Here is a 13572-nt window from a genome sequence, read left to right on the forward strand (position 1 = left end):
TGCCCCAGGACAGGGGGGCGGTCGCGCCCGGGAGCCGAACCTCCCGGGTGAGGAAAGTCCGGGCACCATAGGGCAGGGTGCCAGCTAACAGCTGGGCGGGGTAACCCGACGGAAAGTGCCACAGAGAAAAGACCGCCAGCGGCCAGGCCAAGGCCTGGTGCGGGCAAGGGTGAAACGGTGGGGTAAGAGCCCACCGCGCCTCCTGGAGACAGGGGCGGCACGGCAAACCCCACCCGGTGCAAGGCCCAGTAGAGGGGAAGGGCTTGCCCGGCCCGCCACAACCCCTGGGATGGGCCGCTTGAGGCCGGCGGCGACGCCGGTCCCAGAGAGATGACCGCCGAAAACAGAACCCGGCTTACGCCCTATCCTGGGGCTCCCCAAGCTTCGGCTTGGGGTTTTTCTTTGCATCCGGGGTGGGAACCAAGTGGGACCTAGGTGGGAGGTAGTGGAAAACTGTGGGGAATCCGTGCTATACTCCTGGGCAAGAACTCCTCTGCGGGCAAGGCTCCAAACCGGACGCCCAAGCCCAGCCAGCCCCAGAGGGTGGGACCAGGTGGGAAATGCCCTTCGGCGAGTATCAGTACAGCCTGGACGACAAGGGGCGGGTGGTGATCCCCGGCCCCTTCCGGGATTTCCTCGAGGACGGCCTGGTGCTCACCCGCGGAATGGAGGGCTGCCTCTACGTCTTTCCCTCGGACCGCTGGCGCAAGATTGAGGAGCAGCTGGTCAACCTCCCCCTCACCGACGCCCAGGCCCGGGCCTTCGTGCGCTTCTTCTACTCCGGGGCCCACAAAACCCGCATGGACAACGCCTCCCGGGTCCTGATTCCCCCACCCCTCCGCCAGTTCGCTGGTCTTCAGGAAGGTGGGGAGGTGGTGATCGCCGGTGCCCCGGGACGGCTGGAGATCTGGAGCCAGGAACGCTGGTGGAAGACCATTGAGGAGATCATGCAAAGCCCCCCGGCCCCCGAGGCCCTCAAGGGGCTTATCGGATAGGAGACTATGGACGCCATTACCGAGCACATTCCCGTTCTTTACGAAGAAGTTCTAAACCTCCTGCAAGTCCGCCCGGGGCAGGTGTACGTGGACGCCACCTTGGGGGGGGCTGGGCACACCAAGGGCATCCTGGAACGCGGAGGCCTGGTCATCGGCCTGGACCAGGACCCCGAGGCCGTGGCCCGGGCAAGGGCCCTGGGACTCCCTGGGCTTAGGGTTTTTCAGCGGAACTTTCGCCATCTAAAGGAAGTCCTCCAGGAGGCCGGGGTTAGCCAGGTGGCGGGCATCCTGGCGGATCTAGGGGTGAGCAGCTTCCACCTGGAGGATCCCAAGCGGGGCTTCAGCTACCAGAGGGAAGGCCCCCTGGACATGCGCATGGGGGAGGAGGGCCCCACCGCCTACGAGGTGGTGAACACCCTTCCCTTGGAAGACCTCCGGCGGATCCTGTTGGACCTGGGGGAGGAGAAGCAGGCCCATCGCATCGCCAAGGCCATCGTGGAGAGAAGGCAGAAAGCCCCCATCCGCACCACCCTGGAGCTGGCCGAGGTGGTGCGGCGGGCGGTGGGCTTCCGGAAGGCAGGACACCCCGCCCGTAAAACCTTCCAGGCCATCCGGATGTACGTGAACAACGAGCTGGGTGCCCTGGAGGAGTTCCTCAGGCAAGCCGAGGAGGTTTTGGCCCCTGGAGGAAGGCTTCTGGTCATCACCTTCCACTCCCTGGAAGACCGGGTGGTGAAGCGCTTCCTGAAGGAAAGCAGCCTCAAGATACTCACCAAAAAGCCCATCACCCCAAGCCCAGAGGAGGTAGCGAAGAACCCCAGGTCCCGTAGCGCCAAGCTCAGGGCGGCGGAGAAGGAGGTGGCCTGATGCACCGCCAGGGAAGCCTGGGCACAACCCTTCGCTTCGGCCTCCTCTACCTCCTAGCCCTCCTTCTGGTCTTCGCCGTGGGCCACCGCAACCAAGCGGAGAAGGCGCACCTGGCCAAGATGGAAGAGGAGCTCGCCAGGTTCAAAGCCCGGGAGGAAGCCTTGCTCAAGGAGAGGTGGCAGGCCAACGAGCCCCACCGGGTGCTCTCCTGGGCCAAGGAAAAGGGCTTCGTGCCCATGAGCCAAGGGAGGTGGGGGGAGTGACCGTAGGGGTAAGCCGGGTCTCCTGGGTTTTTCTGGGATTCGCCCTCTGGGTGGCCCTCTTCGGCTTGGGCCTTTACAGCCTGATCGCCCGCCCTCCAAGGCTCTCCGCTCCCTTGCCTCCCGCCGCTCCCCCTCGAGGCACCCTGTATGCCCAGGATGGCACCCCCTTGGCCCTGGACCTCGAGGAAGGGCGCTACTACCCCCTGGGAAAAAGCGCCAGCCAGCTCCTGGGCTTCGGGGAACGGGGCACGGGGAAGGGGCTTGAGGGGCTGGAACGGGATTTGAACGGGGCCCTGGAGGCAGGCCGCTCCTTCACCCTCACCCTGGACCCCTGGATCCAGGCCATGGCGGAAAGGGCCCTATGGGAAGGGTTAGCGCGAAGCCGGGGAGCCTTTGGCACCCTGCTGGTCATGGACCGGGAAGGCAACCTCAGGGCCGTGGCCAACGGGCCAGCCTTTGATCCCCTAGCCCCCAGGGGGGATCCCAACCGGGACATCTCCTGGCGGAACCACGCCTTTCTGGTACCCCTGGAGCCCGGTTCCACCATGAAGGCCCTCACCGCGGCCATGCTCCTGGAAGAGGGCAAGGCCACCCTGGCCACCCGGGTGGAAGCCCCCATGCACCGGGTGGTGGATGGCTGGACCATTCGGGATGCAGTGCCCCACCCTTCCGTCCTCACCCTGGCCGAGGTGCTTCGCTACTCCTCCAACGTGGGCATCAGCCTAATGGCCGAGGCTTTGCCCAAAGAGGTTTTCTACACGTACATGGAAAAACTGCACCTAACCGACTCCCGTCCCCTCCCCGGGGTGCGGGTGGCAAACCCCGTGGTCAGTCCTCCGGGAACCTGGAGCCGTGCCGCCTACGCCAACCACACCTTCGGCCAGGGTTTCCTTATCACTCCCCTTCACCTCACCGCTGCCTTCAACACCCTGGTGGACGGCCTCTACCGCCCACCCAGGCTCTTCGCCCAGCAAGAAGGCCAGCCTGAGCGGGTCTTCTCCCCCGCCACCGCCAGGGCCATCCGCCAGGCCCTGAAAGAAGGCCTTGCTCCCCGTGCCTCCCTAGCAGGGTACCCCTTGGCGGGCAAGACCGGAACCGCCCAGGTGGTGGTAAACGGAAAGTATTCCAAGGAGGTCTTTACCGCCTGGTTCGCCGGGTTCGTTCCCGGGGATGAGCCCCTTTACACCGTGGTGGTGGCCGTACACCACCCCAAGGGGGAGATCAACGGCAGCCAGGTGGCCGCCCCCATCTTCCGGGAGGTGGCCGCCGGGCTCTTGGCGTACCGGGGCGTACCCCCCTATGCTGAAGGGCGGTGAGTGGCTTGTGTATCTTCATCATGTTAGGGAAGTAACGCCGGAGTGGGTGGCCAGGGCCACCGGGGGAAGGCTTCACCCTGGGGGAAAAGCCGTGCGCGACCTCCACTGGGATAGCCGCGAGACCACCCCCGGCAGCCTCTTCGTGGCCTTGCCCGGGAAACGGGTCCATGGACGGGAGTATGTGGACGAAGCCCGGGCCAAAGGAGCCCACCTGGTCCTCTCCGACCGTCCAGGACCCGCCACGGTGGAGGTGGCGGACACCCACCAGGCCCTTCTCCACCTGGGAAGGGCCTTGCGGGAGCTTTTCCCCGGCCAGGTGGTGGCGGTGGGAGGCAGCTCGGGCAAAACCACCACCAAGGAAGCCCTGGCCCAAGGCCTGGGGTTCCCCGCTCCTCCGGGCAACCAGAACACGGCTCCGCCTCTCGCCCGCTTTCTCCTGAGGCTGGATCCCCAGGCCCCGGGCTGTGTGGTGGAGCTCGGGGTGGATCGGGTGGGCGAGATGGCCGAGCTCATGGGCCTGGCCAGGCCGCACCTTGCGGTGCTCACCGCCTTGGGAGAGGAACACCTGGAAGCCTTCGGCAGCCTCCAGGGAGTGGTGGAGGAGGAAGCCGGCCTGCTCTCCGCCCCCCAGGCCCTGGTGAGCCTCCAGGCGGCCGAGGTCCTGGAGCGCTTCGGCCGGGGCCGGGGCCTTCCCACTTACGGCTTTGGCGAGGCCACCTTCCGGGGAGAGGACCTGAGGCTTCTCCTTCACGAAACCCGCTTCCGCTATGGGACCCTCGAGGTCCATATCCCCTACCCCGGCATGGGCCCGGCCCTGGCCGCCTTGGCCGCCTTGGGGGTGGCGGAGATGCTGGGCCAGGATCCCAAGGAAGTGGCGGAGAGGCTAGCCCACCTGGTGCTTCCCCCGGGGCGGATGGAGCGGCGGGAAAAGGATGGGGTGGTGTTCTTGAACGACGCGTACAACGCCAACCCCCTTTCGGTGAAAGCGGGCCTGGCCTGGCTGGCCCTGCAACCCGGCAGGAAGTGGGTGGTCCTGGGGGAGATGCGGGAACTGGGGGAGGAAGCCCTAAGGCTTCACCTGGAAGTGGCCCAGGAAGCAGCCCGGCTGGGCCTTAGACCCCTTTACGTGGGAAGCCACGCCAAAGCCCAGGCGGCCCTGGGTGGGGAAGCGGTGGAAACCCTCCAGGAGGCCCTCCTTTGGCTTAAGGAAAGGGTACGGCCCGGCGACCTCGTCTATCTGAAGGCCTCGAGGAGCGTGGGCCTGGAAAGGATTCTGGAGCTATGGGACGCCTGAACGCCCTGGCCCTTCTCGCCCTCCTCAGCGCCTGTGCTCCCCTCCAGGCCACTGCCCCTGTGCTTTCCTACCCAGGCGGCTTTGCTGAGGGAGGATGGGTGACGGGCCGCTTCTTTGTGGCCCTGCCAGGACCTCCCCTCTTGCTGGATGCTGACCAGCAAAGCCTCTACGCCGCCTACCCGTACCAGCTTCTCATCTACCGGGATGGCTATTGGCAAAGCCTTCCCCTGCCGGGCATCCCACGATTTCTTAGGGCCTCTTCAGGGAAAGTGGTCGTGGGGCTAGGAGAAGGCGTGTACACGGAGGAAGAATTTCTCCCCTACCCTGCCCGGGACGCCGCCTGGAGCCATGAAGGGCTCTTCTGGGTAGGAGAAAAGGGGCTTTACCGGGAAGCCACCCTTCTCCGCCCGGGGGCTTTCTCCCAGGTAGTGGCCTTGGACGCCGGGGTGGTGGCCCTGGGCCAGGAAGCCTACTTCTACCCGGAGGGCCTCCTCCTCCCCCTGCCCCAGGTTGTCCGCAAAGCCCAGCCCGGGGCCTGCGGGGTGGTGGCCCTCATGGAAGGCTGGGTCTACTTGGTGCGGCCTGAGGGAGCCAAACCAGTGGCGGAAGCCCAGGACTTTGCCGCCTGGGGAGAAACCCTCTACCTCACCCCGGGCAGGCGGGTGGTTTCCTGCAAGGAGGTGGTATGGCCCTAGCCCTTCTCCTCTCCTGGTTCCTCACGGCAGTCTGGATCGTGTTCATGAGAAGCCTGGGCCTGGGCAAGAAGGTGCGTACCGACGGGCCTCAAAGCCACCTGGCCAAGCAGGGTACCCCCAGCATGGGGGGTGTGGCCTTTCTCCTGGCCGGCTTTCTGGCCTACAGCCTGATAGGGCGGGACGGGTTCGCCGGTCTTTGGCTCCTGGGCCTGGGCTTCGCCCTCCTGGGGCTTTTGGACGACCTGGGGGGAAGCCTCGCCCGGCCCCTAAGGGCCCGCGAGAAACTCGCCCTGCAGACCCTCATGGCCCTGATCTTTGCCCTTTGGGCGGTGCGGGAGGTGGCCTACACTCCCTGGCCCCTTGCGGATGTGCTCCTCATCCTCCTGGCGGTGGTGGGCGCGGCCAATGCCTTCAACTTCACGGATGGTCTGGATGGGCTTTTAGCCAGCATCGCCGCCGTGCTCCTCCTTCCCTTTTACCCTTACCCCTTTGCCCAAACCCTCCTCGGGGGGCTTTTGGGCTTCCTGTGGCACAACGCCCCCCGGGCCAAGGTCTTCATGGGGGACACGGGAAGCCAGGCCCTGGGGGCCATGCTGGCCGGGCTTTTCACCCTTACGGGAAAGCTTTGGCTTCTGCCCTTGGCAGGCATCATCCCCGTACTGGAGGTGCTCTCCGTGGTGGTTCAGGTCCTCTACTTCCGGAGGACGGGGAAGCGCCTTCTGCGCATGAGCCCCCTGCACCACCACCTGGAGCTTTCCGGATGGGAGGAAAGCAAGATCGTCTTCCGCTTCGCCATCCTCACGGCCCTGGCCACGGCCTTGGCCTTCAGCCTGGGGGGAGGAGCATGATCCTGGTCTATGGGCTGGGACGAAGCGGACTTGGGGTTCTGCGCTTCTTGAGGAAGCGGGGACTTCCCGCCCGCTTCTACGACGACCATTCCAAGGAAATAGAGGTGCAGGAGGCTTTGAGCCTGGGCTTTACTCCGGACTGGAACCTGGAGGGGGACTACCCGGAGGTGGTGGCCGCCCCTGGGGTACCCTTTTTCCACCCCCACCTCGAGGCCCTGAAGGCCCGCGGGGCCCTGATCCTTGGGGAGGCCGAGCTGGCCTACCGCCTCTCCCCCACCCCCATCATCGGCATCACCGGCACCGCCGGCAAAACCTCCACCACCCTCTTCACCGCCCATCTCCTTAGGGGGCAGGGGCTTAAGGCCCTCGAGGGGGGCAACGTGGATCCCCCCTTGGTAAGCGTGGTGGACGAGGCTGAGGTGGCGGTGGCCGAGCTTTCCAGCTTCCAGCTGGAAAGGATCCACACCTTCCACCCCCGGGTGGCGGTCCTCCTCAACCTGGGGGTGGACCACCTGGACCGACACGGAAGCGTGGAAGCCTACCACCAGGCCAAGTTGAAACTTCTCAAGAACCTCACCCCCGAGGACGCCCTGGTCTACAACGAAGGGGACCCCAAGGTGCGGCAAGCGGCCCTGGCCTCCCCCGCCCGGCTCTACCCCTTTACCCCGGGGAACTCCCCCAGGGAAACCAATCTGAGGGCGGCCCTCGAGGCGACCCGGGCCTACCTGGAACTCCTGGGCCGCCCCTTGAACACCGATCTTCTTCAAGAAAGCTTAAAAACCCTCCCCTCCCCTCCCCATCGCTTCCAGATCTTTGCCCGGAAGGGGGAGGTGGTTTTCATCGATGATTCCATCGCCACCCGCACTCCCTCGGTGGCCGCTGCCCTGGAGGCCGCCCCGGCCCCCATCGCCTGGATCCTGGGTGGGGAGGACAAGGGAGCCGACCTCGAGGCCCTACGCCCTCTCCTTTCCCGGGTACGGGTGGTTTTGGCCATCGGCCGGGATGGCCCCAAGATGGCCGAGGCCTTAGGGGGTGGGGTGGAGGTGGTGGTCCTCCCTCAGACCGATGGGCGGGCCGCCCTACGGCAGGCGGTGGCCGAGGCCTTAAAGCGCCTGGAACGGGGAAGCGTCCTCCTGGCTCCCCTGGCCGCCAGCTTCGATCAGTTCAGGAACTACCAGGACCGCGCCCAAGCCTTCCGGGAAGCGGTCTACGCCCTAGGAGGTGAGCCATGGATCCCATCCTCCTCCTAAGCGCCCTTCTCCTCATGGCCTTCGGCCTCCTGGGGGTGGGGGTGGCCGAGCCAACCCTCCTTCCCAACCATCTCCTTCGCATCAGCGTGGCGCTTGGGGCCATGATCCTAGGCCTTCTCCTGCCTCCCGCAAGGCTCCTTCGCCACGCCCGCTTCCTGCTTGCCGCCACCTTCGTTCTCCTCGCGTTGGTCCTCATGGTGGGAAGCGGCCCGGGAGGGGTGCGGCGGTGGTTTTACCTGGGGCCCTTAGCCTTCCAACCCTCGGAACTCGCCAAGGTGGTGCTGGTTTATTACCTGGCTTCCTTCGTCGGGCGGAAGGGAAACGACTACCCCATCGTGGGCGCCGCAGCCCTGGTGGGCCTCACCGCAGGGCTGGTGCTGGTGGAACCCGACTTCGCCACTGCCCTCTTCCTGGCAACCCTGGCTGGCCTCCTCTTTATCCTTGCGGGGGTACCCTGGCGGAGGCTCATCATGGTGAGCCTGGCAGGGACCATGGTCCTAGCCCCCTTTTCCGGGATCTACTTCGCCCGCTTCCGCTATGTGTCCGAGCGCTTTACGGGCTTTGTGGATTACCTTCAAGGTGAAGCCAGCCCCTCCCAGACCGCCTACCAGGTTCTCCAGGCCCAGAAAGCCTTGATCCTGGGTGGCCCCTTCGGCCAGGGACCCTCCGGCAACCTCCCCCACCTGCCCGAGGCCCACAACGACATGGTCTTTGCCAGTGTGGTCTTCGCCACCGGCTGGCTGGGAGGGTTCGTGGTGCTCTTGCTCTACTTCCTTCTCTTCGCCCGGGGGCTCTCCCTGGCCCTCAGGCTCCCTGGACCCTTGGGGTTGGTGGCCCTGGGCCTTACCCTTTACCTCACCCTGCAGGCTGCCCTGAACATCGGGGTGACCGTGGGGTTCCTGCCGGTCACGGGGGTACCCCTTCCCCTGGTTTCCTATGGGGGAAGCTCCCTTTTGGTTTCCGGCTTCGCCGTAGGCGCCCTGATGCGCCTGGCCCGGGAAGCGTCCAGGAAGGGGGTGGAGCCATGGTCCTCCTGACCGGGGGCGGAACCGGGGGGCACCTTTTCCCCGCCTTGGCGGTGGCGGAGGAACTTAGGAGGCGGGGCCTCGAGGTCTTCTACCTGGGAAGCCAAGGGGGCCTCGAGGCCCGCCTCCTCCCCGAGACCTCCCTCCCCCACGCCTTGATCCCCGCAGGCAAGCTGGACCGAAGTGCCTTCAGGCCAAAGGAAGCCCAGAAACTCCTCCTAGGCCTTAGGGCCGCCTGGCGCCTTCTTGTTGGGACAAGGCCCAGGGCCATCCTCTCCACCGGAGGGTACGCCGGGTTTCCCGGGGCCATGGTGGGGGAACTTAAGGGGATTCCCGTCCTCCTCCACGAGCAAAACGCCAAGCTGGGTCTGGCCATAAGGCTCCTCGCCCCCCTGGCCCGGGGTCTCGCCCTCTCCGTGCCGGTAACCCTTTCCCCCGGGCTTGCCCGCAAGGCCCGGGTCACCGGTTACCCCGTGCGGGAGGTACGCTACCCCAAGGCCGAGGCCAAGGCCAGGCTGGGCTTTCCCCCGGACAAGCCCTTGCTCCTCATTCTCGGGGGAAGCCAGGGCAGCCTGGAGCTCAACGAGAAGCTCCCTCCCCTGCTGAAACCCCTACGCCTCCCTGTCCTTCACCAGGTGGGGGAGCGCTGGCTGGAGCGTTACCGGCATCTGGAGGAAGATGGCTACCGGATTGCGGGGTTCGTGGACGCACCCCTGGCCATGAGCGCCGCGGATCTCCTCCTTGCCCGGGCCGGGGCGGGCACCCTGGCGGAGGCTGCCTACCACCGCCTCCCCGCCTTGCTGTTTCCCCTTTCCCCCAGCCTGGACGGAGGTGCCCAGGCGGCCAACGCCCAAGCCTACCGGCAGGCAGGTGGTGCGGAGCTTGGGGATCTGGCGAGGCTTGCCAAGCAGGTGGAAGGGATCCTGGCCCACCCCGAGCCCTACCGGGAGGGTATGGCCCGCCTTTCCCCTGAGGGCGCCGCGGGCAGGCTGGCGGATTGGCTGGAGGAATTCCTATGACACGGGTACACATCATGGGCCTCGAGGGAGTGGGCATGAGCGCCTTGGCCCGCCTCCTACGGGGAGAAGGAATAGAGGTAACCGGGTGCGACCTAGCCCCTGGCCGGCGGGCGGAAAGCCTGGGGGTCCCGGTCCATAGGGGCCATGATCCCGGCCATCTCCAGGAGGAGGACACCCTGGTGGTTCCCACTCCCATCCCCCTGGACCACCCCGAGGTGGAGGAAGCCAGGCGCAAGGGGATGCAGGTGCTGAGGAGGATGGAGCTTCTTGCCCATCTGCTAAGGCAAAGACCCTCCTTGGGGGTTACGGGTACCCACGGCAAGACCACCACCACGGGGATGCTGGCCAGCATCCTCCTGGCCGCGGGCCTGGATCCCTGGGTACTCCTCGGGGGCGAGCTTTCCCTCCTACCTGGAAACGCCCGCTTCGGCCTCGGCCCCCGCCTGGCGGAGGTGGACGAGTCCGATCCCCTCTTCCAGGAGGTGGAGGTGGCGGTGGCGGTGGCCACCAACCTCGAGGCGGACCACATCGCTCCCGCCGGGCAAAGGGCCCCCAACTACCATGCGAGCCTGGAGGAGTTGGAAAAAGCCATGCGGGGCTTTTTGAGCAGGGCCAAGACGGTGGTGGTGCCCACCTTCGACCCCAGGCTTCTAAGGCTTTCCCAGGGATTCCCCAGGAAGCTTTTCGGGGAGGGAGGGGATCTTTGGGCCGAGGAAACCGAGCTTGGACCCACGGGAAGCCGTTTCCAGCTCGTGTACCAAGGCCGGACCCTGGGGGAGGCCAGGCTCCAAGTCCCGGGCGCTCACAACGTGCAAAACGCCCTGGCTGCCGCCTTAGCCGCTCTAAGCTTCGGGGTGGAACCCAAGGCCATCCTCGAGGGCCTGGCCCGTTTCCCGGGGGTGGGGCGCCGGTTCCAAAAAATCGGAGAAGTGCGGGGTGCGTGGGTGGTGGACGATTACGCCCACCATCCCACGGAGCTAAAGGCCACCCTGGCCACCGCCAAGCTCCTGGGCCGCCGGGTTCGGGTGCTCTTCCAGCCCCACCGCCTCCTCCGTACCCAGGAGCTTTGGGAAGGCTTTGCCGAGGCCCTATCCTCCGCACACGAAGTGGTGGTTCTTCCCGTGTACACCGCAGGGGAAAAGGCGGGTATCACCCCCGAAGCCCTTTCCCGAAGGATCGCCGAACGGCTTCTGGCCCTGGGGAAATCTGCCCGTTTTCTGGACAAGGAGGAGGCCTTGGCCTACGCCAGGGCCACCGCCACCCCAGAGGACCTCTGGCTCACCCTGGGGGCCGGGGACGTGACGGAGCTCGCCTGGAGGCTCGTCCATGAGGATTGAACGGGTGCTTCTTAAGGACTACACCACCTTAGGGGTGGGAGGCCCGGCGGAGCTTTGGACCGTGGAAACCCAGGAGGACCTCCTTAAGGCCACGGAGGCTCCTTACCGGGTCCTGGGGAATGGCTCCAACCTTCTGGTAATGGACGAGGGGGTGCCCGAAAGGGTGATCCGCCTTGCAGGGGAGTTCGCCACCTATGACCTAAGGGGCTGGGTGGGAGCGGGGGTCCTCCTTCCCCTCTTGGTACAGGAGGCTGCCCGCCAAGGGCTTTCCGGTCTCGAGGGCCTCCTCGGCATCCCCGCCCAGGTGGGGGGTGCGGTCAAGATGAACGCGGGCACCCGGTTCGGGGAGATGGCGGATGCCCTCGAGGCGGTGGAGATCTTCCACGAGGGCCGTTTTCACATCTACCTCCCCCAGGAACTGGGCTTCGGCTACCGCCAAAGCCGCCTCCCCCCCGGGGGCATCGTAACCCGGGTCCGCCTGAAGCTGAAAGAGCGCCCCCTGGAGGAGATAAGGCGGCGCATGGCCGAGGTGGACGCCGCCAGGAAGGGCCAGCCCAAGCGGAAAAGCGCCGGCTGCGCCTTCAAAAACCCCCCGGGCCACTCCGCAGGAAGGCTCATAGACGAACGGGGCCTCAAGGGCCTCAGGGTGGGCGATGCCATGGTATCCCTAGAACATGGAAACTTTATCGTTAATCTGGGACAGGCCACGGCCAAGGACGTGTTGGAACTCCTAAAGCGGATCCAGGAAGAACTTCCCCTGGAGCTGGAGTGGGAGGTGTGGCCTTGAGGTTTAGTGGCTTTTTCACAGGTGGGGATTAAGATGTGGGGGATGAGGCTTCTGCTGGCCTTGCTCCTCGCCGCCACCTTATATGTGGCCAGCCTGGTGCTCTTCCCCGTGGAACACATCGTGGTGATGGGCAACCAGCATCTGAAAACCGAGGAGATCCTCGCCCGCACCCAGCTCTATGCGGGCGAGCCCTGGCTTTGGATTCGCTCCGACCGCCTCCAAGGCCTTCGGCGGGATCCCTGGGTGGCGGAAGCCCGGCTGGAGAAGCCCCGAGTAGGAGAGGTTCGCCTGATCCTGAGGGAACGGGAGCCCTTCCTTCCCCTGGCGGACGGCAACGCCTTGGCCACCGACGGGACCGTGCTTCCCGGAGGGGCCCCCATGGCCAAGGGCCCCCGGGTGGAGGGCGAAGGTCCCCTACCGGTCCAAGACCTCCTGGCCTTAGCCCGCGCCTACCCCGAGGCCACCCGGCTTCGCTACACGCCCGCCGGGTTCTGGGTGGAAACACCCCAGGGCGTGGCCTTTGCCCCGGAAGCCCAGCTTCTAGTAAAGTATGCCCAGGCGGGCGTACCAAAGGGCAGGGTTTACCTGTATTCTTGGGGGGTGAGTGTAAGCCCATGATTATCGCTGGATTGGACGTCGGCACCAGCAAGGTCACCACCGTGATCGGGGAACTGGCCCCCGATGGCGTGCTGGATATCATCGGCGAGGGCAACGTGCCCTCCCAGGGCTTGAAGCGGGGCGTGGTGGTCAACCTGGAGCGCACCACGGAGGCCATCCGCCAAAGCGTCCACCAGGCGGAGAGGGTGGCCGGGGTGAAGGTGGAGCGGGTCATCCTGGGGGTGGGAGGACCCCATCTCAAAAGCGTGACCAGCCACGGCCTGGCCGCCATCCGCCGGGGTCAGAGCATCAGCGCCGCCGACGCGGAGCGGGCCATCGAGCAGGCCAAGGCCTACCCCTTTGACACCGACCTGGAGCTCCTGCACGCCCTGCCTCTGGAGTTCAAGGTGGACGGCCAGGAGGGCATCCGCGATCCCGTGGGCATGGCGGGAGTGCGCCTCGAGGTGGACGTGCACCTGGTGGCCGCAGGCCGTGGGCCTTTGGCCAACCTGCGCCGGGCGGTGGGGGAAGCGGGTCTGGAGATCGAGGCCCTGGTGGCCCAACCCCTGGCCAGCGGTCTCGGCGTGCTGTCCCCCGAGGAGGAACACATGACCGTACTCCTCCTGGACGTGGGTGGGGGCACCACCGAGGTGGCGGTCTTCCGGGAAGGCCGTCTGGCCCACTCCTCCGTTCTGCCCTTGGGTGGGGATCACGTGACCCAGGACATCGCCCAGCTCCTCAAGATCCCCTTCGAGGAGGCAGAAAGAGTGAAGCGCAAGTACGGGGCAGCCTTGCCGGAGCTGGCGGATCCCGAGCTGGTTCTGGAGATCAACCAGGAAGGAGGGTCCTTGGGCGAGGTGCCCGCCCCCGAGCTCGCCCGCATCATCCGCCCCCGCCTGCGGGAGATCCTGCACCTGGCCCGCCAGTCGGTGGACGAGGCCCTAGGACCCTTGGAGATCAAGGTCAATCGGGTCATCCTCACCGGGGGAAGCGCCCTTCTTAAGGGCTTTGACCTCCTGGCAAGGCAGCAGTACGGCCTTCCCGTGCGGGTGGGTAAGCCCCATGGGGTTTCCGGGCTCACCGACGTGGTGGCCACCCCCGCCCACGCCACCGCCGTGGGCTTGGTCCGGTACGCCACCACCTTGCCCCTCACCGCACCCGAGCCCCGGAGGGCCCGGGAAAGGAGGGAACGGCGTGAGGAAAAGGCTAAGGGTGAGGGTCTTTGGGCGAGGATCAAGGAGATTCTGAATAACCTGTTCTAGTTCTGGATCTATTTGGG

General features: G+C 66.1%; 14 protein-coding genes and 1 other RNA gene. All 15 read left to right on the plus strand.

Features of this window, described 5'->3' with window-relative positions; translation table 11 throughout:
• Positions 1-5: 5 nt before the first annotated feature.
• The 15 genes from rnpB (at position 6) to ftsA (ending at position 13555) form a co-directional block, all read left to right on the plus strand.
• Positions 6-374: RNase P RNA component class A (gene rnpB / locus F604_RS12415), an RNA gene on the plus strand.
• Positions 375-560: 186 nt separating this feature from the next.
• Positions 561-995 (plus strand): division/cell wall cluster transcriptional repressor MraZ, encoded by a 435-nt coding sequence (gene mraZ / locus F604_RS0107540; RefSeq protein WP_019551118.1) that lies wholly within the window; start codon positions 561-563, stop codon positions 993-995.
• Between the two features lie 6 nt (positions 996-1001).
• Positions 1002-1862: a 16S rRNA (cytosine(1402)-N(4))-methyltransferase RsmH gene (gene rsmH, locus F604_RS0107545; protein WP_019551119.1), complete on the plus strand. Its 861-nt coding sequence runs from the start codon at positions 1002-1004 to the stop codon at positions 1860-1862.
• On the plus strand, positions 1862-2125 hold the full coding sequence (locus F604_RS0107550; RefSeq protein WP_019551120.1) for a hypothetical protein: 264 nt from the start codon (positions 1862-1864) through the stop codon (positions 2123-2125). The genes rsmH and F604_RS0107550 overlap by 1 nt, the downstream gene beginning before the upstream one ends.
• The gene (locus F604_RS0107555; protein WP_019551121.1) at positions 2122-3441 is read left to right on the plus strand and encodes a peptidoglycan D,D-transpeptidase FtsI family protein; all 1320 of its coding nucleotides are present in this window, start codon (positions 2122-2124) and stop codon (positions 3439-3441) included. Before F604_RS0107550 ends, F604_RS0107555 begins: the two co-directional genes overlap by 4 nt.
• The gene (locus F604_RS0107560; protein WP_026329055.1) at positions 3425-4735 is read left to right on the plus strand and encodes a UDP-N-acetylmuramoyl-tripeptide--D-alanyl-D-alanine ligase; all 1311 of its coding nucleotides are present in this window, start codon (positions 3425-3427) and stop codon (positions 4733-4735) included. Before F604_RS0107555 ends, F604_RS0107560 begins: the two co-directional genes overlap by 17 nt.
• A complete protein-coding gene (locus tag F604_RS0107565; protein WP_019551123.1) occupies positions 4723-5430 on the plus strand; it encodes a hypothetical protein in 708 nt (235 codons plus the stop codon). The genes F604_RS0107560 and F604_RS0107565 overlap by 13 nt, the downstream gene beginning before the upstream one ends.
• On the plus strand, positions 5421-6278 hold the full coding sequence (locus tag F604_RS0107570; protein WP_019551124.1) for a phospho-N-acetylmuramoyl-pentapeptide-transferase: 858 nt from the start codon (positions 5421-5423) through the stop codon (positions 6276-6278). The genes F604_RS0107565 and F604_RS0107570 overlap by 10 nt, the downstream gene beginning before the upstream one ends.
• On the plus strand, positions 6275-7528 hold the full coding sequence (locus F604_RS0107575; protein WP_019551125.1) for a Mur ligase family protein: 1254 nt from the start codon (positions 6275-6277) through the stop codon (positions 7526-7528). Before F604_RS0107570 ends, F604_RS0107575 begins: the two co-directional genes overlap by 4 nt.
• Positions 7507-8565 (plus strand): FtsW/RodA/SpoVE family cell cycle protein, encoded by a 1059-nt coding sequence (locus F604_RS0107580; protein WP_019551126.1) that lies wholly within the window; start codon positions 7507-7509, stop codon positions 8563-8565. The genes F604_RS0107575 and F604_RS0107580 overlap by 22 nt, the downstream gene beginning before the upstream one ends.
• Positions 8553-9572 (plus strand): UDP-N-acetylglucosamine--N-acetylmuramyl-(pentapeptide) pyrophosphoryl-undecaprenol N-acetylglucosamine transferase, encoded by a 1020-nt coding sequence (locus F604_RS0107585; RefSeq protein ID WP_019551127.1) that lies wholly within the window; start codon positions 8553-8555, stop codon positions 9570-9572. The genes F604_RS0107580 and F604_RS0107585 overlap by 13 nt, the downstream gene beginning before the upstream one ends.
• The gene (murC, locus tag F604_RS0107590; protein ID WP_019551128.1) at positions 9569-10909 is read left to right on the plus strand and encodes a UDP-N-acetylmuramate--L-alanine ligase; all 1341 of its coding nucleotides are present in this window, start codon (positions 9569-9571) and stop codon (positions 10907-10909) included. The genes F604_RS0107585 and murC overlap by 4 nt, the downstream gene beginning before the upstream one ends.
• The gene (locus F604_RS0107595; RefSeq protein WP_019551129.1) at positions 10899-11696 is read left to right on the plus strand and encodes a UDP-N-acetylmuramate dehydrogenase; all 798 of its coding nucleotides are present in this window, start codon (positions 10899-10901) and stop codon (positions 11694-11696) included. Before murC ends, F604_RS0107595 begins: the two co-directional genes overlap by 11 nt.
• A gap of 33 nt (positions 11697-11729) precedes the next feature.
• Entirely contained in the window at positions 11730-12314 is a 585-nt protein-coding gene (locus F604_RS0107600; RefSeq protein ID WP_019551130.1) for an FtsQ-type POTRA domain-containing protein, read from the plus strand.
• Positions 12311-13555, plus strand: coding sequence for a cell division protein FtsA (gene ftsA / locus F604_RS0107605; protein ID WP_019551131.1), 1245 nt, complete (start codon positions 12311-12313; stop codon positions 13553-13555). Before F604_RS0107600 ends, ftsA begins: the two co-directional genes overlap by 4 nt.
• Positions 13556-13572 lie beyond the last annotated feature (17 nt).

Source organism: Thermus scotoductus DSM 8553 (assembly GCF_000381045.1).
Taxonomy (GTDB): domain Bacteria; phylum Deinococcota; class Deinococci; order Deinococcales; family Thermaceae; genus Thermus; species Thermus scotoductus.

Coding starts and splice junctions, on each gene's coding strand:
- mraZ (WP_019551118.1), top strand. CDS start 561: ATGCCCTTCGGCGAGTATCAGTACAGCCTGGACGACAAGGGGCGGGTG.
- rsmH (WP_019551119.1), top strand. CDS start 1,002: ATGGACGCCATTACCGAGCACATTCCCGTTCTTTACGAAGAAGTTCTA.
- F604_RS0107550 (WP_019551120.1), top strand. CDS start 1,862: ATGCACCGCCAGGGAAGCCTGGGCACAACCCTTCGCTTCGGCCTCCTC.
- F604_RS0107560 (WP_026329055.1), top strand. CDS start 3,425: ATGCTGAAGGGCGGTGAGTGGCTTGTGTATCTTCATCATGTTAGGGAA.
- F604_RS0107565 (WP_019551123.1), top strand. CDS start 4,723: ATGGGACGCCTGAACGCCCTGGCCCTTCTCGCCCTCCTCAGCGCCTGT.
- F604_RS0107570 (WP_019551124.1), top strand. CDS start 5,421: ATGGCCCTAGCCCTTCTCCTCTCCTGGTTCCTCACGGCAGTCTGGATC.
- F604_RS0107575 (WP_019551125.1), top strand. CDS start 6,275: ATGATCCTGGTCTATGGGCTGGGACGAAGCGGACTTGGGGTTCTGCGC.
- F604_RS0107580 (WP_019551126.1), top strand. CDS start 7,507: ATGGATCCCATCCTCCTCCTAAGCGCCCTTCTCCTCATGGCCTTCGGC.
- F604_RS0107585 (WP_019551127.1), top strand. CDS start 8,553: ATGGTCCTCCTGACCGGGGGCGGAACCGGGGGGCACCTTTTCCCCGCC.
- murC (WP_019551128.1), top strand. CDS start 9,569: ATGACACGGGTACACATCATGGGCCTCGAGGGAGTGGGCATGAGCGCC.
- F604_RS0107595 (WP_019551129.1), top strand. CDS start 10,899: ATGAGGATTGAACGGGTGCTTCTTAAGGACTACACCACCTTAGGGGTG.
- F604_RS0107600 (WP_019551130.1), top strand. CDS start 11,730: ATGTGGGGGATGAGGCTTCTGCTGGCCTTGCTCCTCGCCGCCACCTTA.
- ftsA (WP_019551131.1), top strand. CDS start 12,311: ATGATTATCGCTGGATTGGACGTCGGCACCAGCAAGGTCACCACCGTG.